Raw genomic sequence first — 25,826 nt, 5'->3', positions numbered from 1 at the left:
CAGGTTAAGATTCTATGTCTATTCTTTCGGCACAAAATCTGGCAAAGTCCTACAAGGGGCGCCAAGTGGTGCGTAATGTCAGCCTGAACGTCAATTCCGGTGAAATTGTCGGCTTGCTCGGGCCGAACGGTGCCGGCAAAACCACCACTTTTTATATGGTGGTCGGGTTGGTTAAAAATGATCACGGTTCGATTAAAATTGATGATCAAGATATTACGCTGCTGCCAATGCACAACCGTGCCCAACAAGGGATCGGCTACTTGCCGCAGGAAGCCTCGATTTTCCGCCGTCTCAGCGTATATGATAATTTGATGGCGGTATTGGAGATCCGTAAAGATCTCACGCCGAAACAACGGCGCGAGCGGGCGGAAGAGTTGATCGATGAATTTCATATCGATCATATCCGCAATAATTTAGGACAATCTTTGTCCGGCGGGGAACGCCGTCGGGTCGAAATTGCACGCGCTTTGGCGGTCAATCCGAAATTTATTCTGTTGGATGAACCCTTTGCCGGGGTCGATCCGATTTCGGTGATTGATATTAAAAAAATTATTTTACATCTCAAAGATCGCGGCTTGGGCGTGCTGATTACCGACCATAATGTGCGCGAAACACTGGACGTATGCGAACGCGCCTATATCGTCAGTGCCGGCAACATGATTGCCACCGGTACGCCGAGAGAAATCTTGGAAAATGAAGATGTAAAACGGGTTTATTTAGGCGATCAATTCAAATTGTAAGCGCCCGTAGCCTAGAGACGTTGTATTATGAAATTAACTCATCTGCTCAGCTTGGACAATATTCGCCAAGGCGTGATGTCCTCGAGTAAAAAAAGAACGCTGGAAATCTTGAGTGAAATGGTGACGGCACAAACCGGCGGCGATAGTCAGGTTTGTTTTGAAGCCTTATGTGAGCGCGAAAAAGTCGGTTGTACCGCACTTGGCAACGGAATCGCCCTGCCGCATGCCAAACTGGGTGAAGGCGATAAACCGATTGCGGTATTTTTACAATTAGCCAATCCGATTGACTACAAAGCGGCGGATAACCGTGAAGTCGATCTGCTGTTCGCACTGTTTATTCCCGCGAATCTCTGCGGCAGCTGCAAAGCGTTGTTACCCGAAATCGCCAAAAAACTGAGTAACAAAACACTGGTTAAGCAGTTACGGGCGGCACACAGTAAAGAAGAGATTTGGGATATTTTTTCCAAATTGGATCTACATGAAGAGGACACGGCTTCAAGCGAGGCATAAGTATAGGATATTATTGTGAGAGGCAACATATGGAACTGATTATCATCAGCGGACGCTCAGGTTCAGGCAAATCCGTCGCATTGCGTGCGCTTGAGGACATCGGCTACTACTGTATCGACAATCTGCCGCTTGCCCTCTTTGACCAAGCAATCGAAATTTTAGCGCAAAAGCAAAGTGCGGTTGCGATCAGCCTCGATATTCGCAATTTGCCCGAATCCTCGATTCAATTCGAACAGGTATTACGCCAACTGGCGGACGATATTAAGCTCAAACTGATTTTTCTCGACTGCGAACCCGGTATCCTAATTCGCCGCTATAGCGACAGCCGGCGCTTACATCCGCTGTCAGTGAAAAATATGACGTTGGAATCCGCCATTGAATTAGAACGCGAATTATTGGAGCCTTTATTTCAACACGCGGATTTAGTATTGGATACCTCCGCTATTTCCACCCACGAATTGGCGGAAAAACTACGCCAATTTCTGCGCGGAAAATCCGACAAAGAGCTCAATATTGTTTTTGAATCTTTCGGCTTTAAATATGGCATTCCACTGGATGCGGATTATGTGTTTGACGTGCGTTTTTTGCCGAATCCGCATTGGGATCCGCAGTTACGCCCGCTGACCGGACTGGACGAACCGGTGATTGATTTCCTCAATCGCCACAATGAAGTACACAATTTTATTTATACCACCCGTAATTACATCGAAACTTGGTTGCCGTTATTGGAACAAAATAACCGCAGTTATCTCACTGTTGCCGTCGGCTGTACCGGCGGTAAACACCGTTCGGTGTATATTGCCCAACAATTGGGAGAATATTTCTTGGGGCGCGGCAAAAAAGTTCAGATTCAACACAGTTCGTTAAGCAAGCACAAACGCCAATAATTCCACGGACAGATCCTACGAATGTGTAGCTCAGTCGGATAGAGCAATCCCCTCCTAAGGGATAGGCCGGCGGTTCGAATCCGCCCACATTCGCCAAACCAATTTGTTGATTATTGTACAAAAAATCATACTTTTGCACATAAAGTGCGGTTTTGTGACACTTCCCCCTCTCTTTTTCTTTAATAACTGATAAAATGGCGCCACGATTCAGAAGCACTGTTCCGTACTCACCTGAATCCAGTGTCCAGAAGTGTTCTCGTTCAAATTGGCGAAACGCTTTTTATCATTAAATATTTTCTTATTAAAATAATGGAGCAATTCATGTTTCTCTTTCAATTTGCCATCGTATTGCTGTGTATCCTAATTGGTGCCAGACTTGGCGGTATCGGCTTAGGAGTCATGGGGGGAGTCGGCCTGGCCATTTTGGCGTTCGGCTTCAATTTACAACCAACCAGTCCGCCAATCGACGTCATGTTGATGATTATGGCGGTTGTTTCCGCGGCGGCGGCAATGCAAGCAGCCGGCGGTTTGAATTATATGATTCAAATTGCCACCCGCATTTTACGCAAAAATCCGAAATACATTACCTTTATCGCCCCGGCGGTGACGTGGACCTTTACCGTATTTGCCGGAACCGGGCATGTTGCCTATTCGGTGCTGCCGGTTATCGCCGAAGTGAGCCGCTATAACGGAATCCGTCCTTCCCGTCCGCTTTCCATGGCAGTGATCGCCTCACAATTTGCGATTGTCGCCAGTCCGATTGCTGCGGCAGTCGTTGCCGTGGTCGCCTTCCTTGAACCGCAAGGTATCACCTTAGCGAATGTGTTGAGTGTCACGATTCCGTCCACCGTTCTGGGTATCTTCCTCGCCTGTTTGTTTGTCAACAAAATGGGGAAAGAACTGAAAGATGATCCGCATTACCAGCGCTTACTGCAAGATCCAAAATATACGCAAGAAAATTCCGTGAAGTTGGATGTGGAAAATATGGAAATCAGCACTACCGCAAAATATTCGGTGGGACTGTTCTTGTTCGGTGCACTGTTAGTGGTTGTGATGGGCGCGCTGCCTGAATTACGACCGCACTTTGACGGCAAAGCGATGGGCATGGCGCATACCATTGAAATTATCATGCTGACCATAGCGGCGTTAATTATCCTGATCTGTAAACCGGACGGCACCGAAATCACACAAGGCTCGGTGTTCCATGCCGGTATGCGTGCCATCGTGGCAATCTTCGGTATTGCCTGGTTGGGTGACACCTTAATGGGCGCACATATCACCGAAGTGAAAGAGATGGTTTCAGGTCTGGTCGAATTTGCCCCTTGGACGTTCGCGTTTGCCCTGTTTGCCTTATCGGTGATGGTCAACAGCCAAGGCGCAACCGTGGCCGTATTGGTGCCGTTGGGAATTGCCCTAGGTTTGCCGGCATCGGTGATTATCGCCACCTTCGTCGCCGTCAACGGTTATTTCTTTATTCCGAACTACGGTCCGATTATCGCCTCAATCGACTTCGATACCACCGGCACCACCCGTATCGGCAAATTTATTTTCAATCACAGCTTTATGGTTCCGGGCTTATTGAGCATGATCTTCAGCTTGATCTTCGGTTTCATCTTTGCCGGTATTTTCCTGTAAAAAAGCATTAGCAGCCAAGTGACAAAAACCGTTCCCGATTCATTGGGAACGGTTTTTTAGTATCTAACCGCACTTTATACTTTATGCGTTATATACTGCTTAAGTGCGGTCAGTGCCGGCTGCCATTCCTGTAACATCGCCACCCAACGGGCAATATTTTCTTGCCAATTTTCGGCTTCGTCGTGTTGTGCCGCTTCCGCAATATCGCGGATCGCATTCAATCCGATCGAAGCGGCAGCCCCTTTGATTTTATGCGCCTCTTCCGCCACCGCCCGCTTCAGTGACGGGTCGGTTTGATAAGCTTTATATTGTGCATTTAAGTCCGTAATATAATTCGGCATTAACTCGGCAAACAAGTCGATACTTGCCAGCACTTTCTCTTTCCCAAGCAACTCGATTAGCTCGCTCAATAACGGATAATCAAACTGCATCGCACTTTGTTTATCCGGTTCATTGACTGCCGCCTGTGGCTGCACAGGCAAATCTTCGTCACCAAACAGGCGTTTCAGCGTGGAATTCAAGGCTTCCTGCGATAACGGCTTGGACAACACATCATCCATGCCTTGTTGTACATATTCATTTTTATTATTCATCACATTTGCAGTGAGCGCGACCAACGGCGGCAAATACTCAATTTCATCGTTCTGATATTGATGGCGGAGGGTCATCGCAATATCAAAGCCCGACATATCCGGCAATTGAATGTCCAGCAAAAGCAAATCGTAGTCATTTTGTTGGAATTTCTGCAACGCTTCGCCGCCGCTCATGGCAACATCAACGTGATAGCCCAACTTTTCCAGTACCGATTTGGCGACGATAATATTCACCTCAATGTCTTCCACCAATAGAATATTTAATGCTTGCGTAACGTGCTGTTTCTCAAGTGCGGTAAAACGTTCAATCTGCGCGGCTTTGACGCTCAAGGTAAAGGTCGTGCCGACATTTTCTTCACTTTCCACGGTTAAATCGCCGGACATTAACGAAGCAATTTGTTTGGAAACCGCCAACCCGATTCCACTCCCCAACGCGCGCATATTATCCTGCGATTTGACTTGGTAATACATGGTGAAAATTTTACTCTGTTCAGCTTGCGGAATGCCAATGCCGCTGTCGCTGATTTTAAAGCACAACTCATCTTCCCCGGTTCGGGCAACCGACAGCCGCACCCAACCCTGTTTGGTAAATTTGACCGCATTGCTGATTAAATTCCATAACATCTGGTTGAGGCGGATCGGATCGACTCGAATCCATTCCGGCAGATTGTCTGCTAACCGCATTTCAAACTTCAAATTTTTTTGCGCCGCCATAACTGAGGCAATATTATTGATATCATTGAGTAAATGATTAAAATCACATTCTTTTTCAAACAGTTCGATACGGTGAGTCTCAATTTTTTCCAAATCGACCAAGTCATTGAAAATATGTCCCAACGAAACCGCACTGACCTTAATGGTTTGCAAATAATTGCGCTGCTGCTCGGGTTAAATCTCCGTCCAGTAAAATACGGCTTAAACCGATAATGCCATTGAGCGGCGTTTTCAATTCATGGCTGATTGTGGTCATCAGATTCGTTTTATCGCGACTGTTTTTCTCAATCGTTTCACGGTAAGTCGTCCGTTCGGTAATATCGCGCCCAAAGCCGATAATCATGTGCTGTTTACTGACTTTATCGTAATACGGCACTTTTAAAATTTCAAAGCACGCCGCTTGCCCGTCAGGATAATATAGCCATTGCTCATAGCGCATTCCTTGATTTGCCCGACTGACCTGCCTATCACTTTCGATAGCTTTTTTCGCCGCCCGCTCGCTATATAATTCGAACGGTGTTAATTGCTTTAATTCCTCGCTTTTTTTTCCGGTCAGCTTTTCCATCGCCTTATTCGCCCCCAGAAAGCGATGATCTTCGCCGCGGTAGAATACCAAATCCGGCGAGGCATCAAAGAAAGAACGCAACAGCTGCGCACTTTGCTCTAATTCCAACTGAATGCGGCTCCGCTCTTTGATCTCCTGTTCCAAATGTAACAATGCGGAAGTCAATTCTTGTTCCGCTTTGCTACGTTCATCTATTTCACGGCTTAACAGCAAATTTTTCTTATTGAGCTCTTGGTTCAGTTGATAATCCTGCATGCGCAAGGTTTTCAGTTGCTGCAACGTTTTCTCCGCTCCCTGCCGCGCCAGTTCCAATTTTTCCACGATCACCAAAAAGAAATAAATCACAAACGGCGCGGAACACAAACCGAAAATGACCGAACGCAAAATATCGCCCCAATCCAAGGTTCCGGTAAACAGTAAGGTACTGCCCGCCTGAATCAGCAAGGCATAAACCGCTAAAATCAGCAACCCCAACAAAGAGAACTTAAGCTTGCCGATACGGATAATCCAGTCGATGTAATTTTGCAGATAGATTTTTACGTTTTTCATAGTGTGGTTTATATTTGCTACATATCTATTTGATAAATAAAAGTAGGGGCGGATTATATATCCGCCCGCTTACGAAGTGCGGTATCAATGATAAACCAATAATAGAAAATACAGAGCATGGGGCGGGCGGATATATAATCCGCCCCGACATTGTCTCATTAACTATTTTTAGGAAATCAATTAATGATTACTGGAGTTTAAATTATATTATTTCGTCAACAAATCCAATGCTTCACGGTATTTATCAACCGTTTTTTGAATGACCTCAGCCGGCACTTTCGGCGCAGGCGCTTGTTTGTTCCAGCCTGTTTGTTCCAACCAATCGCGGATAAACTGCTTGTCAAATGACGGCGGATTGGTGCCTTCCCGATAGTTTTCAATTGCCCAAAAACGGCTGGAATCCGGGGTCAGCACTTCGTCCATCAGGGTCAATACGCCGTCTTTATCCAAGCCGAATTCAAATTTGGTATCACAGATAATAATCCCTTTGCTCAACGCATATTCGGCAGCAGCCGTGTACAGCGCAATCGCTTTTTGCTTGACTTCCGCCGCCAGTTCCTTGCCAATCAACCGTTCACATGCTTCATAGCTGATATTGACATCATGATCGCCCACTTCCGCTTTGCTTGACGGGGTGAAAATCGGTTCAGGCAGTTTACTGGCTTCTTGTAAACCGGCCGGCAGCTGCAAACCGCAAATCGTACCGGTTGCACGGTAATCTTTCAAACCGCTGCCGGTCAGATAACCGCGCACAATCGATTCGATCTTGATCGGCGTCAGACGTTTGCACACCACCGCACGGTCTTTGATCTGATCCGCTTCTTCTTTCGGCAACACATCATAGACCGTATCGCCGGTGAAGTGATTCGGCATAATATCTGCCAACTGTTTAAACCAAAAATTAGAAATTTGGGTTAGGATCTCGCCCTTGCCCGGAATCGGATCGTCTAAAATCACATCAAATGCCGACAAACGGTCGGTTGCGACCATCAGCATTCTGTCTGCATCAATTTCGTACAGATCACGCACTTTTCCTGAATAAATTTTGTTTAAACCGATGTGTTGCATTATTTTATCCTTGAGGTCTGTTAACTTTTATTTATTGTAGCGCAGTTTAAACCGCACTTTGCACTATTATTTTGCGCTGAAGCCATTAAAAAAGCCATATTTCACTGAAATATGGCTTTCTAACGATCATCAGACTAAATCATAATCTGCGCAGGCACTAAATACCCTTGCGGCACATTTTCTTTCCGCTCAAAGGTCACATATTCCCAAGCGTCCTGATCGGCTAATACCGCTCTTAACAACTTGTTATTCAAGCCGTGCCCGGATTTATAGGCTTTAAACGCACCAAGAATATTATGGTTCGCCATATATAAATCGCCCACCGCATCCAATAATTTATGGCGTACCAATTCATCTTTGAAACGCAAACCGTCTTCATTCAGAATGCGGTATTCGTCCAACACAATCGCATTGTCCAAGCTGCCGCCTAACGCCAAGCCTTGCGCTTGCAAATATTCAATATCTTTCATAAAACCGAAAGTACGCGCACGGCTGATTTGTTGGATAAACGCTTGGGTTGAGAAATCCAGTTTATAATTAGTGACATCGCCTGAAATCGCCGGGTGTTTGAAATCAATGGTAAAATCCAGTGAAAAACCGTTATATGGCTTGAATTCCGCCCATTTATCACCGTCTTCAACCCGAACCGGTTTTTTAATGCGGATAAATTTCTTCGCCGCCGCTTGCTCTTCGATCCCTGTATCTAATAACAGATAAATGAAAGGCGCGGCACTACCGTCCATAATCGGAATTTCAGGTGCGTCGACTTCAATAATGATGTTATCAATTCCCAGTGCCGCCAAAGCAGAATTGATATGTTCCACGGTTGACACACGCACGCCGTCATCATTCACTAAACAAGTACACAACATGGTGTCGCGAATCGCGTCGGCATTTGCCACAAAGCTCACCGGCGGATTCAAATCAGTACGGCAATAAATCACTCCGGTATTCACTTCGGCAGGACGCATGGTCAGCGTCACTTTTTTACCGCTGTGCAGCCCGATTCCGGTCACTTTTACACTCTGTTTTAATGTTCTTTGTTTAATCATAATTTTCAGTACCTTTCTCAGTACGCTATTTTATTAAATCCGCTCGCCTTAATCCGCTTGATTGCGCAAGAAAGACGGAATATCAAATAAGTCTTTTTCGTCAAACGCTTTCGGCTTGGCAACGTCTGCGCCAACCGCCGTTTTGCCGTTGTCGTAGCTATTACCATACCCTTGGTTAGACTCTGGCTGCGGATTAAAGTTCGATTGTCCCTCAAAACCGGATTGAATCGGTTTTGATACCGGCATGCCCATTCCGGTGGATTTCGGGGTAATCACTTTTAGTTCAGTTTCGGCTTTGTTACCGCCGATCCCGGTTGCAACGATAGTCACACGGATTTGATCACTCATTTCCGGAATTAAGGTACTGCCGATTACCACTGTCGCATCTTCTGAGGCGAAAGCACGTACCGTATCACCAACGGTAGAAAATTCATCTAACGACAAGTCCATCCCCGCCGTGATATTAACCAACACCCCACGCGCACCGGACAGATCGACATCTTCCAATAACGGGCTGGCAACCGCGTCTTGCGCCGCTTTATCCGCACGACCATCCCCGACTTCCCCGTCAGCCACTCCGGTGCCCATCATTGCATGTCCCATTTCTTGCATGACGGTTTTAACATCGGCAAAGTCTACGTTGATCAGCCCCGGCGAAGTGATCATATCGGAGATCCCACGTACCGCATTACGTAAAATTTCATTTGCAGTCGCAAAGGCATTAACCAGGGAGATATTTTTGCCTAAGACTTTTAATAATTTTTCGTTTGGAATTACAATTAAGGAATCGACAAATTTGGACAATTCGCCAATCCCCATTTCCGCCAATGCCATCCGTTTTTTACCTTCAAAGCTGAACGGTTTGGTGACTACGGCAACGGTTAAAATGCCCAGTTCTTTGGCAATTTGCGCCACCACCGGTGCGGCACCCGTTCCGGTACCACCGCCCATACCGGCTGCAATAAACACCATATCCGCACCTTCCAAAATATTACGGATTGCGTCTTTATCGTCTTCCGCCGCCTGACGACCAACATTCGGATTCGCCCCTGCGCCCAAACCTTTGGTTGTATTGCCACCGATTTGTACAGTCTGTTTGACCAAACTTTTACGCAAAGCCTGCGCATCAGTATTGATTGAGAAAAACTCAACACCATGCATTTCTTCCTGCACCATATGATTAACGGCGTTACCGCCGCCACCACCAACACCGACTACTTTAATGACGGCATCGGTAATGTCATCAAACTCGATAGGCTCAAACATATATTCTCCCCATTATGTTTGTTTTATTTTTGCAAACCAATAATTTTCTATTCTATGCGATAAACAAGAATTATCAAAACTGATTTTTTATCATTGTAAAAAATTTGGCAATATTTTCTTTAATTCCGGAAACCACGCCAATTGAACCACTTGAGATATCACGCTGCCGCACTTCATCTGCATTATTATAATTATGGTGTAGCAATCCCAACACCGTCGCATATTGCGGCTTGTTCACATAATCGGTTAATCCCGCCAGATTGAGCGGAGTGCCAACCCGCACTTGCGGGCCGAAAATCTCGGCGGCGCAGTCGGCAATATCTTCGATTTGCGAACCGCCCCCGGTCAATACAATCCCGGCAATAAGATCGGATTTGATTTGTTTCACATCCAATTCGTGTTTCAGTTTGATCAATTCTTTCTCGACCAACCTTAATAATTCCTGATAACGCGCCGCCGTCACCACCGACAACATCTCTTTTGCCAGACTACGTGGCGCACGCCCGCCGACACTCGGCACTTCGATTTTTTTATCCGGATTATTGCGTGCCGGCGTGACCGCACTGCCATAAGCCACTTTAATTTTTTCCGCATCCATTCTGGAGGTGCTGAAAGCAAACGCCACATCATCAGTGACCCGATTGCCGGCATAAGGAATCACTTTGCTGAAGCGCAACGCACCATTGGTATAAACAATAATATCAATCGTACCGCCACCAATATCAATCAAGCAAACGCCCAACTCTTTTTCATCTTCGGTCAACACCGAATAACTGGACGCCAAGCCGGAAAACACCACTTCATCGACTTTTAATCCGGCACGCAAGACCGCTTTTTTCAGATTATTCAGCCAATTTTGATGGCAAGCGATTAAGTGCGCCTGTGCTTGCAAACGCACACCTTGCAAACCGAGCGGATTTTTGATATTCAGCTGTTTATCCACTGCAAACTCTTGCGGGATCACATGCAAAATGCTGACGCCTTCGCCGATTTTGACCGATTGGGCGATATTCATTGCGCCTTCCACTTCCTCCGGCGTCACTTCGCCGCTGGAAATCGGCACCACGCCGCTTTCATTCAGGCTCTGAATGTGTTCGCCGGTGATTGCCAACGACACACTGACAATTTGGCAATCGGCAATCGACTCCGCCCCTTCAATCGCGCGTTGAATCGAATTGACCACCGCATCCAGATCGGTGATACTGCCGCGATCAATCCCCTTGGACGGGCTGCTGCCGACCCCCAACACATTGACTACGCCGTCCGGCAGAACTTCGCCTACTACCGCGACCACTTTGGAAGTTCCGACTTCCAAACCTACTTTGATTTTCGCTTCAACAATTTTTGCCATATTTGTTTACGTTAGTTGTTTACTGAGTTGCCAATTAATTAATTTTCGTTTGTTTCCGCCGAAGCTTCGGGGGCTGGCGGAACAGCCTTAAAACCGATTGCCGCACCGCTGGCATAACGCAAATCCACGTAATCAATCGTCTGTTGCTCCGGCACTTCGATTTGCGGATAAATCGTTGCGAAACGCTCGATTTTTTGTTTCCACTCGCCACGCCCAAGTTTGAGTTCAATCCCGTTGCTCAGACTGACCTGCCATGCACCGCGCCCGTCAATCCGCATCGATTGCAAGCGCATATTTTTCGTTTTGAGCGCATTACTAATCTGATACCAAGCCGATAACACCTCGCGGCTTTGAAAATCATTGCCATACAGCGCCGGCAATTGCAGATTACCGCTCTTTTCTTCCGGCAAGCTGAAAATCGCCCCGTCCGCCGCCAATAACTGCTTGTCATTCCAAACGGCAACCGGACTATATTCCGCCACCGCAATGCTCAGTTTGTTCGGCCACAGCTTACGCACCAAAGCGCCGCGCACCCACGGCATTTTTTCTATTTGTTGCTGAATCTCTTGCACATCTTGCGAAAAATAACCTTTTAACTCGCCAAATTGCAGCAAACTGTCGCGAATATCGTTATAGGTGGTATATTGCGGCTGCCCGACCACGGCAAAGGAATTAATCGGCTGTGAATCGAGATACGCCAAAAAATCCTGCCAGTGCGTGTAGCAATAATAACCAAATCCTACGCATAATAGCACAACTAGCGATTTAAGCGGCAGAAAAAACTTAAAACCGCTTTCCTCTGCCGTTTGGGGTTGAATACGCTGCTGCGTGCGATTGGGTTTGACTGCCATGGCTATACGCTCAATTCTAAGATCTTCACAACCAACTGCTCAAAACTGTAGCCTTTGATTTTTGCCGCCATCGGAAACAGGCTGTGGCTGGTCATGCCCGGCGTGGTGTTGACCTCCACCAAATGAAATTCGCCTACGGCGTTGGTCATCACATCAACTCGGCTCCAGCCGCGGCAACCGACGCTGTCATAGGCGGCTTTAACCAGCTGCTTCAATTCCTGTTCGCGCGCGTCGCTCAACCCCGACGGGCAAAAATATTGGGTTTCGTCGGAAATATATTTGGCGTCGTAGTCATAAAACTCGCCTTTTGGCACAATGCGAATTGACGGCAACACTTCCCCATCCAGCACCGGCACGGAATATTCATCCCCTGCCAACCATGCTTCGATCAACACGGTTTCATCATACCGAAACGCATATTCGACCGCACTTTGCAACTCCTCGCAGCGGTTCACCTTGGTTAAGCCGACACTGGAACCTTCCAACGACGGTTTCACCATCAGAGGCAAGCCCAAACGCGCCACAATTTGTTCGGCATTGAACCCTGAAAAATTCGCTTTGGTCACCACTTCCATCTCGGCAACCGGCAATCCGAAGCCTTTCCATAACATTTTGGTGCGCATTTTATCCATGGTTAAAGACGAGGATAAGACGCCGCAGCCCGTGTAAGGAATACCTAAAAACTCCAATACGCCTTGTACCGTGCCGTCTTCGCCGCCGCGACCATGCAAAATATTGAAAGCGCGTTCAAAACCTTGTAATTTTAATTGCTCCAAGCCGACTTCCTTGGTGTCCACACCATGCGCATTAAAGCCTTGGCTTTGCAGCGCCGCCAAAACCGCACTTCCCGAATTCAGCGAAACCTCGCGTTCCGCCGAAGTTCCGCCATATAACACCGCAATTTTTTGTTGTTTTAATGATTTCATGCATCTGCCTATCTGATTATTTTTGATTACTATTCCATAACGCCACTAAATTGCGGGATAATTTACTTACGCTGCCCGCCCCCTGCGCCAACACCAAATCGCCGTCTTGTAACACTTGATCCATAATCTGCGGTAATTTTTCGGTATCGGAGAGTAAAATCGGATCGACTTTCCCCAGATTACGAATCGAACGGCACAACGCCCGGCTGTCCGCACCGGCAATCGGCTCTTCCCCTGCGGCATAGACTTCCAACATAATCAACACGTCTACGTTTGACAGCACCTGTACAAAATCATCGAACAAATCACGGGTGCGTGAATAGCGGTGCGGCTGGAACACCATCACCACGCGTTTATCCCGCCAGCCCGAACGTGCGGCCTCAATGGTAACATTGACTTCGGTCGGGTGGTGTCCATAATCGTCGACCAACATCACATTGCCGCACGGACGCTCAAATACGCCAAGCTGATCAAAACGTCGCCCCGCCCCTTGGAAATCGGCAAGTGCGGTCAAAATCGCTTCGTCGCCGATCCCTTCTTCTTTCGCCACCGCCAACGCGGCAGTCGCATTCAGCGCATTGTGTTTGCCCGGCACGTTCAGCACCACCGAAATGCGTTTGCCGGACGGATAAATCACCTCATACAACCCCTGAAACGCGGTTTGTCGATAGTTTTCAATCCGATAATCCGCGTGTTGGCCGAAGCCGTAAGTGATCACTTGCCGCCCGACGCTTGGGATAATCTCTTCCAATTCTTTGTCGTCGGCACACATCACCGCCAAACCGTAAAACGGCAGATTGTGCAGGAAATCAATATAGGTTTGTTTCATTTTAGCGAAACTGCCCTGATAGGTTTCCATATGATCCGGCTCGATGTTCGTCACCACCGACACCATCGGCTGCAAATGCAGGAACGAGGCGTCACTTTCATCGGCTTCTGCGATTAAATAACGGCTCAACCCCAAATGGGCATTGGTGCCTGCCGATTTGACCAAACCGCCGTTGACAAAAGTCGGATCTAAACCGGCTTGGGCGTAGATCATCGCAATCATTGCGGTTGTTGTGGTTTTGCCATGGGTGCCGGCAATCGCAATGCCGTGACGAAACCGCATGATCTCCGCCAACATCTGCGCCCGTTGGATCACCGGAATCCGCGCTTCACGCGCCGCAACCACTTCCGGATTATCGGCTTTAATCGCACTGGACACCACCACCACACTGGCTTCTTTGACATTGGCGGCTTCGTGTTTAAAAAAGATTTTCGCGCCTAAATTTGCCAAGCGTTGGGTGACGGCACCGTCGGCAATATCCGAGCCGGTGATCATATAACCTTCATTTAGCAGCACTTCGGCAATGCCGCCCATGCCCGCACCGCCGATACCGACGAAATGGATTTGTTTCACCCGACGCATGCCCGGTACGAAATCCCGTAATCGGGTTTGAAAATCTTGTTCTGTCATGCTTTTATTCTCTGTTTTGTTTCTATGACGTATACAGTACGTCGATACGACCATTTATTTGATGATAATATTTATTTCGCCACACTGATAACCACCTCCGCAACCCGATCAGCCGCCTGTGGTTTTGCCATCGCTTTGGCTTTTTCAGCCATCGCGGCTAATTTTTCGCGATCCAGTTGCGTTAAAAGTGCGGTAATGCGCTCAGCGTTTAATTCGTTTTGCGGCACAATCGTGGCAGCGCCGACATCGGCAAGATAACAGGCGTTAAGATATTGCTGTTGATCTTTATGTTGAAACGGCACGAAAATCGCCGTCGCACCGACCGCCGCAATTTCAGATACGGTCAAGGCACCGGAGCGGCAGATGATCAGATCCGCCCACGCATAGGCTGCCGCCATATCATCAATAAATTCCGTTAGCTGCGCATTGGCGTTGTCGGGGTAGCGCGCTTGAATGCTGTCGACATTGCCTTGTCCGACCTGATGACGGATTTCCAACGGCAGTTTGCCTTGCTTCACCACTTCCGGCATTAATAAATTCAATACCCTTGCGCCCTGGCTACCGCCGACCACCAACACTTTCAGCGCGCTGCCCGCAACACGTTGCGCAAACCGCACTTTCGGTTCCGCCTGTTCAAACAACGCTTGGCGCACCGGATTACCGACCACTTCGGCGTTGGCAAACGCCTTAGGAAAAGCTTGCAGCACCTTGGTTGCGATTTTTGCCAACCATTTATTGGTTAAACCGGCAATCGCATTTTGTTCGTGCAATACAATCGGCACGCCGCACAATTTGGCGGCGATTCCGCCCGGTCCCGACACATAGCCGCCCATGCCCAACACCGCGTGCGGTTGGTAACGTTTAATAATTTTCCGCGCCTGCCACACTGCGCGCGCAATGGCAAACGGTGCGACCAATAAGGCTTTTAAGCCTTTGCCGCGCAAGCCTGAAATTTGGATAAACTCAATCGGAATGCCGTGTTTCGGCACGAGCGTGGCTTCCATGCGATCTTTTGTGCCGAGCCAACAGATTTGCCAGCCTTGTTGTTGTAATTTTTGCGCTACCGCAATCGCCGGAAAAACATGACCGCCGGTGCCGCCCGCCATCACCAATAAGCGTTTTTTTGTCGTTGCCGTTGTTTCTGTCATTTAATCGTCCCTCAAATGTGCATGACCGCGCATTAGGCGGTTTTCATGATCAATTCGCAACAGGATTGCGATCACCAAGGCATTAATCATCAAACTGGAGCCGCCGTAGCTGACAAACGGAAAGGTGAAACCTTTGGTCGGCAATAGCCCCATGGTCATTCCGAGGTTAAATGCCCCCTGAAAGAAAAACCAAGCGACGACCCCGAAAGCGAAATAACCGCCGAACCGCTGTTCCAGCAACAAGGATTCTTTGCCGATTTTCAGAATGCGGAACAGAAGCAGCGTAAACAGCACGATCACCGCGATAATCCCGACCAGCCCAAACTCTTCGCCGACAATCGCCATAATAAAATCGGTATGCGCTTCCGGCAGATATTCCAATTTTTGAATCGAATTGCCCAAGCCGGTTCCCCAAAATTCACCGCGTCCAAAAGCAATCAACGAATTGCTCAACTGAAAACCGGAACCGAACGGATCAGCAAACGGATCGGTATAAGAGGTCAGCCGTTTTAAACGGTATTCCGAGGTTAAGATCAAGATATATAACGCAAAAAATCCCAACACCGCCAAAGCGATAAATTGAAAAATTTTGGCGCCAACCATAAACAACATCATAAACACGATAAAGCCCAGCACTACACTGCTGCCCAAATCCGGTTGGAATAGCAAGAAACCTGAAATCAAGATCAAAACTACGGTCGGTTTGACCACGCTCAACTGCTTGCTGCGCACTTCGTCATAACGACGCACAAAGTAGCTCGACAGGTAACAAATCAATGCAAATTTGACAAATTCCGCCGGCTGGAAATTGAATAAAACCAACGGAATCCAACGCCGCGCACCGTTAACGGTTCTGCCGATCCCCGGCACCAGCACCAAAATCAATAATAGTAGCGCAAAAAGCAGCAGATACGGACTCCATTTTTGCCATTTTTCAACCGGGATAAACACGAATACATAGGCTGTCAGACACGCCAGCACCACATACACCAAATCACGCCAAGCAAAATGGAACGGATCGTCATATAAGCGATTGCCTTCGGCAACCGAGGCGGAGGTGATCACAATAAAGCCCAAGGTCATCAACGAAAGAAACAGCCAGAATAAGGCGCGGTCATACAGCAGATTGCTCGGGGTAATCCTGAACCAGCGCTCGCTTTCATTTTTTACCCAATCTAAACCCGACATTCTGCCTCCAAGCATAGTGCCAAACGGGCGAATTCATCGCCGCGCTGCTCAAAATTGGCAAATTGATCCAGACTGGCACACGCCGGTGACAACAACACCATATCGCCCGCTTTCAAGTGCGGTTTGAGGGCGGCAACCGCACTTTGCATGCTGTCAAACAACTGACTTTGCGCCGACAGCTGCGCCAGTTGCGCCCCGTCGCGTCCGAAGCAATAGAGCTGAATATGCGGTTGGTTGACTGCGACGGCAAGTTCGGAAAAATCCGCCCCTTTGCCGTCGCCACCGAGCAGTAAATATAGCGTTCCCGCCACATCCAATCCCTGTAACGCCGCTAGCGTACTGCCGACATTGGTGGCTTTGGAATCATTAATCCAACTAATACCGCCTTTGCGCGTAACCAACTGGAAACGGTGTTCCAATCCCTGAAATTCACGCAATGCCCGGCATGCGGCAGTGCGGTCAATCCCTGCCGCGTCAGATAACGCCAACGCCGCCAAGGCATTCATATAATTATGCCGCCCGACCAGTTGCATTTCATCGGTGGCTAAAATCGCTTGGTTTTGAAAAGCAAGGAAAGTGCGGTTGTCTTGTTGGACTAAATGGTAGTCGCCCTGCGCACCGAAACGTTGCATTTTGACCGCACTTTGCTGATTCGGCTGAGTCAGCGGATCGTCATCGTTGATCACCGCCGTTTCCGCATGGTGATAAATCGCTAATTTCGCTTGGCGATAGGCTTCCAAGTCGGCATAGCGATCCATATGATCTTCCGTCACGTTCAACACCGTGGCGGCTTTGGCTTTCAGGGAATGGGTGGTTTCCAATTGAAAACTGGACAGCTCCAGTACATACAGATCACAATCTTGTTTTAACAGCGACAGCGCCGGAATGCCGATATTGCCGCCCATGCCGACTTTAATCCCGGCAGCTTGCGCCATCGCATTCACCAATGAAGTCACGGTGCTTTTGCCGTTTGAACCGGTAATCGCAATAATCGGTTTATCGGTTGCACGGCAGAATAGTTCAATATCGCCGACCACTTCGACACCGGCTTCAATTGCCGTTTGCACTTCGGGCGTTGCCAATGCCAAACCCGGACTGATGACAATCAGATCCGATTGCAATAACCAATCTTGCGGAATGCTGCCGAAATGGCTCTGTTTGACAAAGTGCGGTAACGCTTGCGGTTTGTTACGGGTGTCGATCACGCGCAATTCCACCGGTTTATCCGCAAAAAAATCGATACAGGATAGCCCGCTTTTGCCTAGCCCTAAAATCGTGATTTTTTTACCGCTATAATCGGTGGAATGACTGCTCATTATACTTTTGCCCCAAAAAAGAAAAGAAAATAAAAAATGAAAAAATTAACGCAATTTCAGCGTAATCAAACCGAGTAATACCAAGACTAACGAGATAATCCAAAAGCGGATAATCACACGCGGCTCCGGCCAACCTTTCAATTCAAAATGGTGATGAATCGGCGCCATACGGAAAATGCGTTGTTTGCGGATTTTGTATGAGCCGACTTGCAGAATCACCGAAATGGTTTCCATCACAAACACACCGCCCATGATCAACAGCAAAAATTCTTGCCGCACCAACACCGCAATCGTGCCTAATGCGCCGCCGAGCGCCAACGAACCGACATCGCCCATAAACACTTGCGCCGGATAAGTATTGAACCACAAAAAACCCAAGCCGGCGCCGACAATCGCGGTGCAGACAATCACCAGTTCGGCGCTCAATTTAATATACGGAATATGCAGATAGTCGGCGAAATTGACGTTACCGGTCGCCCACGCCACAAAAGCAAAAGCGCCGGCAACAAATACGGTCGGCATAATCGCCAAGCCGTCCAAACCGTCGGTCAGGTTGACGGCATTACTGGTGCCGACAATGACGAAATACGCCAACACAATATAAAATAAACCCAATTGCGGCATAATCTCTTTAAAAAACGGCACGACCAGCCGGGTCGCATTGGTGTCTTTGCCAATCGCATACATCGCAAATACCGCAACCAACGCCACCACCGACAGCCAGAAATATTTCCAACGCGCAATCAAACCGTCGGTATTTTTATGCACCACCTTACGGTAATCATCGACAAAGCCGATTGCGCCGTAGCCGAACAGGACAAATAACGTACACCAGACATAGGCGTTGCTCAAATCCGCCCATAATAACGTACTGATACCAATTGAAAACAGGATCATCACCCCGCCCATGGTCGGCGTGCCGCGTTTGCTGAAATGGCTTTCCGGGCCGTCATGGCGCACCACTTGTCCGATTTGCAACATTTGCAAACGGCGGATCACTTTCGGCCCGATCCATAAAGAAATTAAAAGTGCGGTCAACAGTGCAATAATCGAACGGAAGGTCAAGTATGACACCACATTAAAAATGGAATGATATTGGACTAAATAATCCGCCAACCAAACTAACATAATTTATCCTTTAATGAATCGATCACGGTTTCCATCTGCATACTGCGTGATCCCTTTGCCAACAACACGATATTGTTATTTTCATTTGATTGTTGTTGGATTTGCCGTTGTAAAAATAAGACCAAATCCGCTTTGTCGCCGAAGTGTTTTCCTTGCGACAAACGGCTGATCACCTCGCTTTGTACGCCGAAACTGACCACCAAATCCAATTCCGCCCGCCGCACAAACTCCGCCACTTGTCGATGGCAAAGTCGACTATTTTCGCCTAATTCCGCCATATCGCCAACAACTAAAATGCGAAATCCGCGATAATTTTTTAAGACCGCCGCCGCCGATTGCATTGAATCGACATTGGCGTTGTAGGTATCATCCAACAATAATACATTCGGATTGATTTGAATCGGATATAATCGCCCTTTGACCGCCTGCTTTTGCTCCAGACCGCACTTCACCTGCGCCAAATCCGCTCCGACCAACATCGAAAGTGCGGTTGCCGCCAGCGCATTGCTGACATTATGCCCGCCTAAATAAGGCAAATTAATCGCTATTTTTCCTTGCGGGGTCACCAAGGTAAAGCTTGAACCCTGTGTATGCAGGCGAACATCGTCGGCATAAAAATCCGCTTGCGACTGCGATACCGAAAAGGAATAAGTGCGGTGCGCGCCGATTTCCGTTTGCCAATAGCGATCCAAATAATGACAATCGAGATTAATCACCGCACAGCCGTTTTGCGCCAAACCGCGATAAATTTCGCCTTTTGCCTGTGCCACGCCGTCTAACGAACCAAAACCTTCCAAATGCGCCGGCGCGACATTGTTCACCAACGCCACATCCGGCTGCACCAATTCGGCGGTGTAAGCAATTTCGCCGGCATGATTTGCGCCCAGTTCAATCACCGCGAATTGGTGTTGTGGTTCTAAGCGTAACAAAGTTAGCGGCACGCCGATATCGTTATTAAAATTGCCTTGCGTAAACAACACGTTGCCGCACTGTGCCAAAATCGCGGCGGTCATCTCTTTCACCGTGGTTTTGCCTGAGGAACCGGTCATTGCCACCGTTTTCGGCGCCAATTCGGCTTTTAACCATTTTGCCAGTTGTCCTAACGCCAAACGGGTATCGGCGACGACTAATTGCGGCGCGGTAAGCGTCGGATTGGGTGTGGAAACCACCAGTGCGGTTGCGCCCTGTTCGACTGCTTGCGCCAAATAATCGTGCGCGTCAAAATTGGCTCCCTTTAAGGCAAAAAACAGTGAATTTTTGCTGACCTTGCGCGTATCGGTGCTGATTTGCGACACCGCCGCCGCACTTGCCTCTTCAGCAGGATAAATTAACTCGGCAGACAGAATTTCCGCCAACTTGTGAAGCGTTAAACTAATCATTGTTATTATTCTTCTAACAGTTGCCGCACAAGTTCCCGATCGGAAAAGTGCAATTTGGTTTCGCCGATAATTTGATAATCCTCATGCCCTTTGCCGGCAATCAAAATCACATCATCGGGCTGCGCCCGTTGCAACGCGTATTGCAGTGCCAACTCACGTCCATGAATGACCGTAGCGCTGTGCGGCTGTTCTAATCCTGAAGCTATCTCTTGTAAAATCAGGCAAGGATCTTCGGTGCGTGGATTATCGTCGGTCAAAACCACTTCATCGGCAAACCGCTCGGCAATCGCGCCCATTAGCGGCCGCTTACCGCGATCACGATCGCCGCCGCAGCCGAACACGCACCATAACCGCCCTTTGCAATGCAACCTTGCCGCTTGCAGCGCCTGTTGCAACGCGTCCGGCGTATGGGCGTAATCGACAATCGCCATCGGTTTATCCGCCGCGGTAAACATCTCCATGCGTCCGCAAACACCGCTTAATCGATTAACACTTTCGCACAATTGTTGTAACGGATATCCCAACTGGAGCAAGGTTGCCGCCACCAGCAAAAGATTACTGACATTAAACGAACCGATTAAACGGCTGTCTAATTCGCCGTCGCCCCAACCGGATCGAAAAGCAATGTTCGCACCGTTTTCATGATAATCGATCCGAGTCGCTTGCAAATAATATGCTTGGGTTAAATGACGATCCGGTTCGGCACTGACGGCAACCGCACTTGGCAATCGCGCCAACCATTGCGCCCCAATCGGATCATCGGCATTGATAATCCGATTTTCACACGCCAATTCGTTGAATAAACGGAACTTCGCCTCAGCATAGGCTTGCATGGTTTGATGGTAATCCAGATGATCACGGCTCAGATTGGTGAAAAGTGCGGTTTTGAAATGCAAAGCTTCCACCCGGTGTTGCACCAAGCCGTGTGATGACACTTCCATCACCGCCATCTCCGCCCCTTGGCGCACAAAATCCGCCAAATTAGCCTGCACTTCGACTGCCGAGCCGGTGGTATTCGCCGCCTCGGCGGTTTTTCCGTATAAGCCGTTGCCAATCGTTCCCATCACCGCCGTGGTTTTGCCCAACAGCTGCCCCCATTGTGCCAATAATTGCGCCACGGTGGTTTTACCGTTGGTACCGGTCACGCCGAGCAGAGTCAGTTGTGTCGAAGGGTGATGATAGAATTCTCCGGCGATCGCCGACAGCTGTTGATCCAATTGGTAATAATGAACAATCACAACGTGGTGTTGCGTTGTGATTGCCAAGTGTTGTTGCGGGTGTTCCGTCTGGGCCAGCACCGCACTTGCTCCGTTGGCAATCGCCTGCGGAATAAATTCGCGCCCGTCCCGTTGGTGTCCGAGCAACGCAACAAACAGATCCCCGCGCTGTACTTTACGGCTGTCGAGCTCAATGCGATTGAGTGACAGGCGGGGAAGTTGCGGCAGAGAAAAGAGCTTCGCCAATCGTTGCATACCTGCCCCTTAATTAATGTGATTCGGCTTTGAGGAAACGGATGACTGTTGCTGATCCAAACGGATAATCCGCGCCGCCGTTTCTTCATCGTTCAAGGCGTCCGGTTTGATATTTTGCGAACGCAGCGTATGTTCCATGATTTTTGAGAATACCGGCGCCGAAATCGCACCGCCGTAATATTTTCCGGCTTTCGGATCGTTAATCAGCACCACCAATGCATAACGCGGATTGCTGAGCGGGGCAATGCCGGCGGTATATGCAATATATTTGTCCACATATTTCCCGTTTTCCAGTTTTTTCGCCGTACCGGTTTTAATCCCGACCCGATAGCCTTCCACCATCGCCAATTTATTTTTAATCGCGACTTTTTCCATCATATTCACCACTTCGCGGGTGATTTTTTCCGAATACACCCTTTCGCCGATGACCGGCGGATCAACTTTGGTGATCGACAGTGGACGATAGACACCGAAGCTGCCCAAGGTGACATAGGCACGGGCGATTTGCAACGGCGTGGCACTGATACCATAACCGTAAGCCACGTTAGCCCGTTCGATATCCGACCAGCGTTTGCGCTCGGCATTCAACATACCGGATTGTTCCCCGACCAAACCCAAATTGGTCGCCGCGCCCAAACCGGCGTGTTTATAGGTTTCCATCAACACATTCGGCGCCATACGCAGTGCCAAACGGCTCACCCCGCGGTTACTGGAATTTTCCAGAATTTGATCCAGCGTTTGTTTATCGCGCGGCGCCACATCCCGGACCTCGTGGCGGTTCAATACCAACGGCCCGGTGTCAATCACTTCATCGCGACGTACCACGCCTTGCTGAAGTGCGGTCAGAACGACGAACGGTTTCACGGTTGAACCGGGTTCGAAAGTATCGGTGATCGCACGGTTACGCATTAATTCCGCTTTCACGCCGATACGGTTATTCGGGTTATACGACGGCGCATTCGCCATCGCCAGCACTTCACCGGTGCGGATATCGACCAACACCGCCGTGCCGGATTCGGCTTTGTTCTCCGCCACCGCTTCCTTGATTTGGCGGTACACCATTGATTGCAATTGTTCGTCGATACTTAAGGTCACGTTATGCGCATCATATTTTTTGGTGTCGTCCACCGCTTCCACCATGTTGCCGTAGCGGTCTTTACGGTAGGTGCGCGAACCGTCCTGTCCGATCAACAATTTATCGAAACTTTTCTCAATCCCTTCGATTCCGGCGCCGTCAATATTGGTGTAGCCGATCAGATGGGCGGTTTCTTCCACTTTCGGGTAAAAACGACGGAATTCGGTCTGCAAAGTGACACCCGGAATTTTTAATTCGCGCGCATAATTGGCGACACTCGGCGTCACCTGCCGCGCAAGATAAAGAAAACGGCTTTTCGGGTTTTTGCTGATTTTTTCTTTCAAGCGCTTGTTGGAAACGCCGATGGCGTCAGCCAGCGCTTTCCAGCGCTCCTGATCTTGCAACGAACCTTTATCGAAGATCTCTTTCGGATCCGCCACCACGGAAAACATCTGCACACTGACCGACAGCCACTGACCGTTACGATCCAAAATCATGCCGCGCGAAGAATGGATCGCCTGCGTGCGCAACGAGCGTTTATCCGCTTCCTGATTCAGTTTGGCGGAGCTGCTGATTTGTACGTCGACCGCGGTCGCCACCAACGACGCCATACTGACGATAATCACGCCAATCACCGTCCAATAACGCCAACTGACGAAAGTGCTCATCGGTTTCGTCGCACTTTTTACATTTCGGGCAGCGCCGGCACTCTGATTAAGCTGTGCGCCCTGCCGGTGTTTATTTTTTTTGAAAATAGCCATTGCCAGCACCCTAGTGATTGTTTTCGATGATAATCACCTGCTGATCGGCAGTGATGTAGCCCATCTTCAAGCGATTCGCGATGGAAGTAATCCGCACATTATCATCCAGTGCCCGCTCTTCCAGTTTTAAGTTAATGTATTCGTTTTCCAACGCTTGTTTTGCCAAAATCAATTCGCCGTTTTCGGCATTGAGCTGGCGGGTTTGATGAATGATCCAAATTGTTGCCACTGCGCTGGCGATCATGCCCAGCCATAACAATAGGGCGATCTTATTCGAGACGAATAAATCGTCCAAAATCAGTTTTCTTAAAGGATAACGTTCGCCGCTCATCTCTTATCCTCTTCTTTCCGCAATTCGCAATACCGCACTTCTGGAACGCGGATTTTGTTGCGACTCTTGTTCGCTCGGCATAATCGCCTTGCCGATGGTTTTCAGGGTTTGGTTACGTTCGATTTGATCCTCGCGCAACGGAATCCCTTTCGGGATCTCAACCCCTTTGCTTTGCTTGCGCATAAAGCGTTTGACCATGCGATCTTCCAACGAATGGAAACTGATGATCGAGAGCCGTCCTTGCGGCGCCAGCACCGTTAATGCCGATTCCAACGCCCGCTCCAATTCATCGAGCTCACTGTTGATAAAAATCCGAATCGCTTGGAAAGTGCGGGTTGCCGGGTGTTTATGTTTATCTTTGAATGGTACGGCTTGGCTGATAAGCTCCGCCAATTGCAAAGTGCGGTTTAAACCGCTTTCGCCGTTTTGACGCGCCGCTTGGTTAAAATTCACAATCGCGGTTGCAATCCGCTTGGCGAACCGCTCTTCGCCAAAGGTTTTCAACACCCAACTCAAATCCTCAATCGACACCTGCTGCAACCATTCCGCCGCCGACATGCCTTGGGTGGTGTCCATACGCATATCCAACGGACCATCGTTCATAAAACTGAAACCGCGCTCCGCTTCGTCTAACTGCGGAGAAGATACGCCGAGATCGAGCAAAATCCCGTCGATTTTGCCGATTAAGCCCTGCTGCCGGCAAATTTCCGCAATCTGTGAAAAGGCGCTGTGGACAATGCTGAATTTAGGATCGGTGATGGTGTTGGCTTCGGCAATCGCACGCGGATCGCGATCAATCGCGATCAAGCGTCCGTTTTCGCCCAAATGCGACAAAATCAAACGCGAATGCCCGCCGCGCCCGAAAGTACCGTCAATATAAATGCCATTTTTTTTAATCGCCAACCCCTGCACGGCTTCATTTAATAAAACCGTAATATGCGCGCGGTCGGTTTGTTCTGCTGGCAAACTCATATTGGCAATTTCTCTATTTATACTAAAAAAATAAGACGATAAAAATGGGTTCGCGGCATATCCCTATATGCCGCTTGCCCCGCTAGTGCTACCGTCATCGGCGGAAAGATGATTCTTTCTCTTTTACAATGACAGCGTTTTTAATTCTTCCGAGGTGGCAAAAGCGCCGCCGCTGCCGATTTCAATATCTTCGGCAATTTGTGCCAGCCACGCCTCTTCGCTCCAAATCTCAAATTTATTCAACTGCCCGACCAACATAACGTTTTTATCCAATTTGATGTGGTTGCGCAGCGTCGGGCTGAGTAAAATCCGCCCGCTTTTATCCAAGCTACATTCCGTGGCATAGCCCAACATCACCCGCTGTAAACGGCGTTGATCCGGCTCGAAGTTGGATAATCCGTGCAGTTTTTGCTCAATAATTTCCCATTCATTCAGGGGATAAAGCAACAAACAAGGTTGACGAATATCAACGGTGCACACCATCTGCCCCTGGTTTTGCTCTAAAATTTCGGCGCGATAGCGGGTAGGCACGGCAAGCCGCCCTTTGCTGTCCAAACTGACTGAAGTCGCACCACGAAACATAGCAATCCCGTTTTAATTAATCATCCGTTTTATTATCGTTTTCTGCTGATGGTTACCACATCGTTCCACCAAACGGCGTTTTATGTTATTTTACCCCACAAAACCCCACAATTCACCACTTTGATCTAAGTTTATTATCTGATCACTGTTGTTGCAAGTTTTTTGTCAATTATTTGTGTGAGGCAGATCGCATTTAATTGGTGGTTTTTTATTCGATTTAATAAAAAATACAAAGTAGTTGAGATTTATTCAGCCGTTAATCGGACACAAATCGAGAAATTAACGGATAAACAGCCCCTCTCAATACA

General features: G+C 48.5%; 23 protein-coding genes and 1 tRNA gene. 5 read left to right on the top strand and 19 right to left on the bottom strand.

Translation table 11 applies throughout. From position 1 onward, the window contains the following. Positions 1-14 precede the first annotated feature (14 nt). The 5 genes from lptB to ACWA50_RS06435 all read left to right on the top strand — a co-directional run bounded on the left by lptB (position 15) and on the right by ACWA50_RS06435 (position 3,772). On the top strand, positions 15-740 hold the full coding sequence (gene lptB / locus ACWA50_RS06455; RefSeq protein WP_431050873.1) for an LPS export ABC transporter ATP-binding protein: 726 nt from the start codon (positions 15-17) through the stop codon (positions 738-740). A 27-nt stretch (positions 741-767) separates the two neighbouring features. Next, positions 768-1,250 (top strand): PTS IIA-like nitrogen regulatory protein PtsN, encoded by a 483-nt coding sequence (gene ptsN / locus ACWA50_RS06450; protein ID WP_431050871.1) that lies wholly within the window; start codon positions 768-770, stop codon positions 1,248-1,250. A gap of 29 nt (positions 1,251-1,279) precedes the next feature. After that, the gene (rapZ, locus tag ACWA50_RS06445) at positions 1,280-2,137 is read left to right on the top strand and encodes an RNase adapter RapZ (RefSeq protein ID WP_431050869.1); all 858 of its coding nucleotides are present in this window, start codon (positions 1,280-1,282) and stop codon (positions 2,135-2,137) included. A 19-nt stretch (positions 2,138-2,156) separates the two neighbouring features. After that, positions 2,157-2,233, top strand: a tRNA-Arg gene (locus ACWA50_RS06440). Positions 2,234-2,458: 225 nt separating this feature from the next. After that, entirely contained in the window at positions 2,459-3,772 is a 1,314-nt protein-coding gene (locus ACWA50_RS06435) for an anaerobic C4-dicarboxylate transporter (RefSeq protein WP_431050867.1), read from the top strand. 74 nt (positions 3,773-3,846) lie between these two features. On the opposite strand, the gene ACWA50_RS06430 is transcribed toward ACWA50_RS06435, so the two are convergent. From ACWA50_RS06430 to mraZ, 19 genes are all read right to left on the bottom strand, one after another. Then, entirely contained in the window at positions 3,847-5,232 is a 1,386-nt protein-coding gene (locus ACWA50_RS06430; RefSeq protein ID WP_449343086.1) for an ATP-binding protein, read from the bottom strand. Beyond that, entirely contained in the window at positions 5,219-6,193 is a 975-nt protein-coding gene (locus tag ACWA50_RS06425) for a PAS domain S-box protein (RefSeq protein WP_449343085.1), read from the bottom strand. The genes ACWA50_RS06430 and ACWA50_RS06425 overlap by 14 nt, the downstream gene beginning before the upstream one ends. A 207-nt stretch (positions 6,194-6,400) precedes the next feature. Continuing rightward, positions 6,401-7,261, bottom strand: coding sequence for a phosphoribosylaminoimidazolesuccinocarboxamide synthase (locus ACWA50_RS06420; protein WP_431050863.1), 861 nt, complete (start codon positions 7,259-7,261; stop codon positions 6,401-6,403). A gap of 134 nt (positions 7,262-7,395) precedes the next feature. Next, positions 7,396-8,313: a UDP-3-O-acyl-N-acetylglucosamine deacetylase gene (lpxC, locus tag ACWA50_RS06415; RefSeq protein WP_431050861.1), complete on the bottom strand. Its 918-nt coding sequence runs from the start codon at positions 8,311-8,313 to the stop codon at positions 7,396-7,398. A gap of 48 nt (positions 8,314-8,361) precedes the next feature. Beyond that, positions 8,362-9,579, bottom strand: a complete 1,218-nt coding sequence (gene ftsZ / locus ACWA50_RS06410; protein WP_431050859.1) for a cell division protein FtsZ — start codon at positions 9,577-9,579, stop codon at positions 8,362-8,364. A 73-nt stretch (positions 9,580-9,652) separates the two neighbouring features. After that, on the bottom strand, positions 9,653-10,930 hold the full coding sequence (gene ftsA, locus ACWA50_RS06405; RefSeq protein ID WP_431050857.1) for a cell division protein FtsA: 1,278 nt from the start codon (positions 10,928-10,930) through the stop codon (positions 9,653-9,655). 38 nt (positions 10,931-10,968) lie between these two features. Next, a complete protein-coding gene (locus ACWA50_RS06400) occupies positions 10,969-11,781 on the bottom strand; it encodes a cell division protein FtsQ/DivIB (protein WP_431050856.1) in 813 nt (270 codons plus the stop codon). Between the two features lie 2 nt (positions 11,782-11,783). Then, entirely contained in the window at positions 11,784-12,707 is a 924-nt protein-coding gene (locus ACWA50_RS06395) for a D-alanine--D-alanine ligase (protein ID WP_431050854.1), read from the bottom strand. Between the two features lie 16 nt (positions 12,708-12,723). Beyond that, positions 12,724-14,166 (bottom strand): UDP-N-acetylmuramate--L-alanine ligase, encoded by a 1,443-nt coding sequence (gene murC, locus ACWA50_RS06390; protein WP_431050852.1) that lies wholly within the window; start codon positions 14,164-14,166, stop codon positions 12,724-12,726. Between the two features lie 71 nt (positions 14,167-14,237). Further along, positions 14,238-15,314 (bottom strand): undecaprenyldiphospho-muramoylpentapeptide beta-N-acetylglucosaminyltransferase, encoded by a 1,077-nt coding sequence (gene murG / locus ACWA50_RS06385; RefSeq protein ID WP_431050850.1) that lies wholly within the window; start codon positions 15,312-15,314, stop codon positions 14,238-14,240. Next, the gene (ftsW, locus tag ACWA50_RS06380; protein WP_431050848.1) at positions 15,315-16,502 is read right to left on the bottom strand and encodes a putative lipid II flippase FtsW; all 1,188 of its coding nucleotides are present in this window, start codon (positions 16,500-16,502) and stop codon (positions 15,315-15,317) included. Beyond that, positions 16,490-17,818 (bottom strand): UDP-N-acetylmuramoyl-L-alanine--D-glutamate ligase, encoded by a 1,329-nt coding sequence (gene murD / locus ACWA50_RS06375; RefSeq protein WP_431050846.1) that lies wholly within the window; start codon positions 17,816-17,818, stop codon positions 16,490-16,492. Before murD ends, ftsW begins: the two co-directional genes overlap by 13 nt. Before the next feature lie 45 nt (positions 17,819-17,863). Further along, positions 17,864-18,946 carry a phospho-N-acetylmuramoyl-pentapeptide-transferase gene (gene mraY, locus ACWA50_RS06370; RefSeq protein ID WP_431050844.1) on the bottom strand — a complete coding sequence of 361 codons (1,083 nt, stop codon included), beginning with the start codon at positions 18,944-18,946 and terminating at the stop codon, positions 17,864-17,866. Continuing rightward, the gene (murF, locus tag ACWA50_RS06365) at positions 18,940-20,325 is read right to left on the bottom strand and encodes a UDP-N-acetylmuramoyl-tripeptide--D-alanyl-D-alanine ligase (RefSeq protein WP_431050842.1); all 1,386 of its coding nucleotides are present in this window, start codon (positions 20,323-20,325) and stop codon (positions 18,940-18,942) included. Before murF ends, mraY begins: the two co-directional genes overlap by 7 nt. A 5-nt stretch (positions 20,326-20,330) precedes the next feature. Continuing rightward, positions 20,331-21,797, bottom strand: a complete 1,467-nt coding sequence (gene murE / locus ACWA50_RS06360) for a UDP-N-acetylmuramoyl-L-alanyl-D-glutamate--2,6-diaminopimelate ligase (RefSeq protein ID WP_431050840.1) — start codon at positions 21,795-21,797, stop codon at positions 20,331-20,333. Between the two features lie 9 nt (positions 21,798-21,806). After that, entirely contained in the window at positions 21,807-23,633 is a 1,827-nt protein-coding gene (gene ftsI / locus ACWA50_RS06355; protein WP_431050838.1) for a peptidoglycan glycosyltransferase FtsI, read from the bottom strand. 10 nt (positions 23,634-23,643) lie between these two features. Continuing rightward, positions 23,644-23,964 (bottom strand): cell division protein FtsL, encoded by a 321-nt coding sequence (gene ftsL / locus ACWA50_RS06350; RefSeq protein ID WP_431050836.1) that lies wholly within the window; start codon positions 23,962-23,964, stop codon positions 23,644-23,646. 3 nt (positions 23,965-23,967) lie between these two features. Further along, positions 23,968-24,936, bottom strand: a complete 969-nt coding sequence (gene rsmH / locus ACWA50_RS06345; protein WP_431050834.1) for a 16S rRNA (cytosine(1402)-N(4))-methyltransferase RsmH — start codon at positions 24,934-24,936, stop codon at positions 23,968-23,970. 123 nt (positions 24,937-25,059) lie between these two features. After that, positions 25,060-25,518: a division/cell wall cluster transcriptional repressor MraZ gene (gene mraZ, locus ACWA50_RS06340; RefSeq protein WP_431050832.1), complete on the bottom strand. Its 459-nt coding sequence runs from the start codon at positions 25,516-25,518 to the stop codon at positions 25,060-25,062. Between the last annotated feature and the right edge of the window lie 308 nt (positions 25,519-25,826).

This window comes from Testudinibacter sp. P17/SS/0325 (assembly GCF_053570765.1).
The sequence above is the reverse complement of the archived record's forward strand: the minus strand, read 5'-3'. Positions and strand labels throughout refer to the sequence as shown.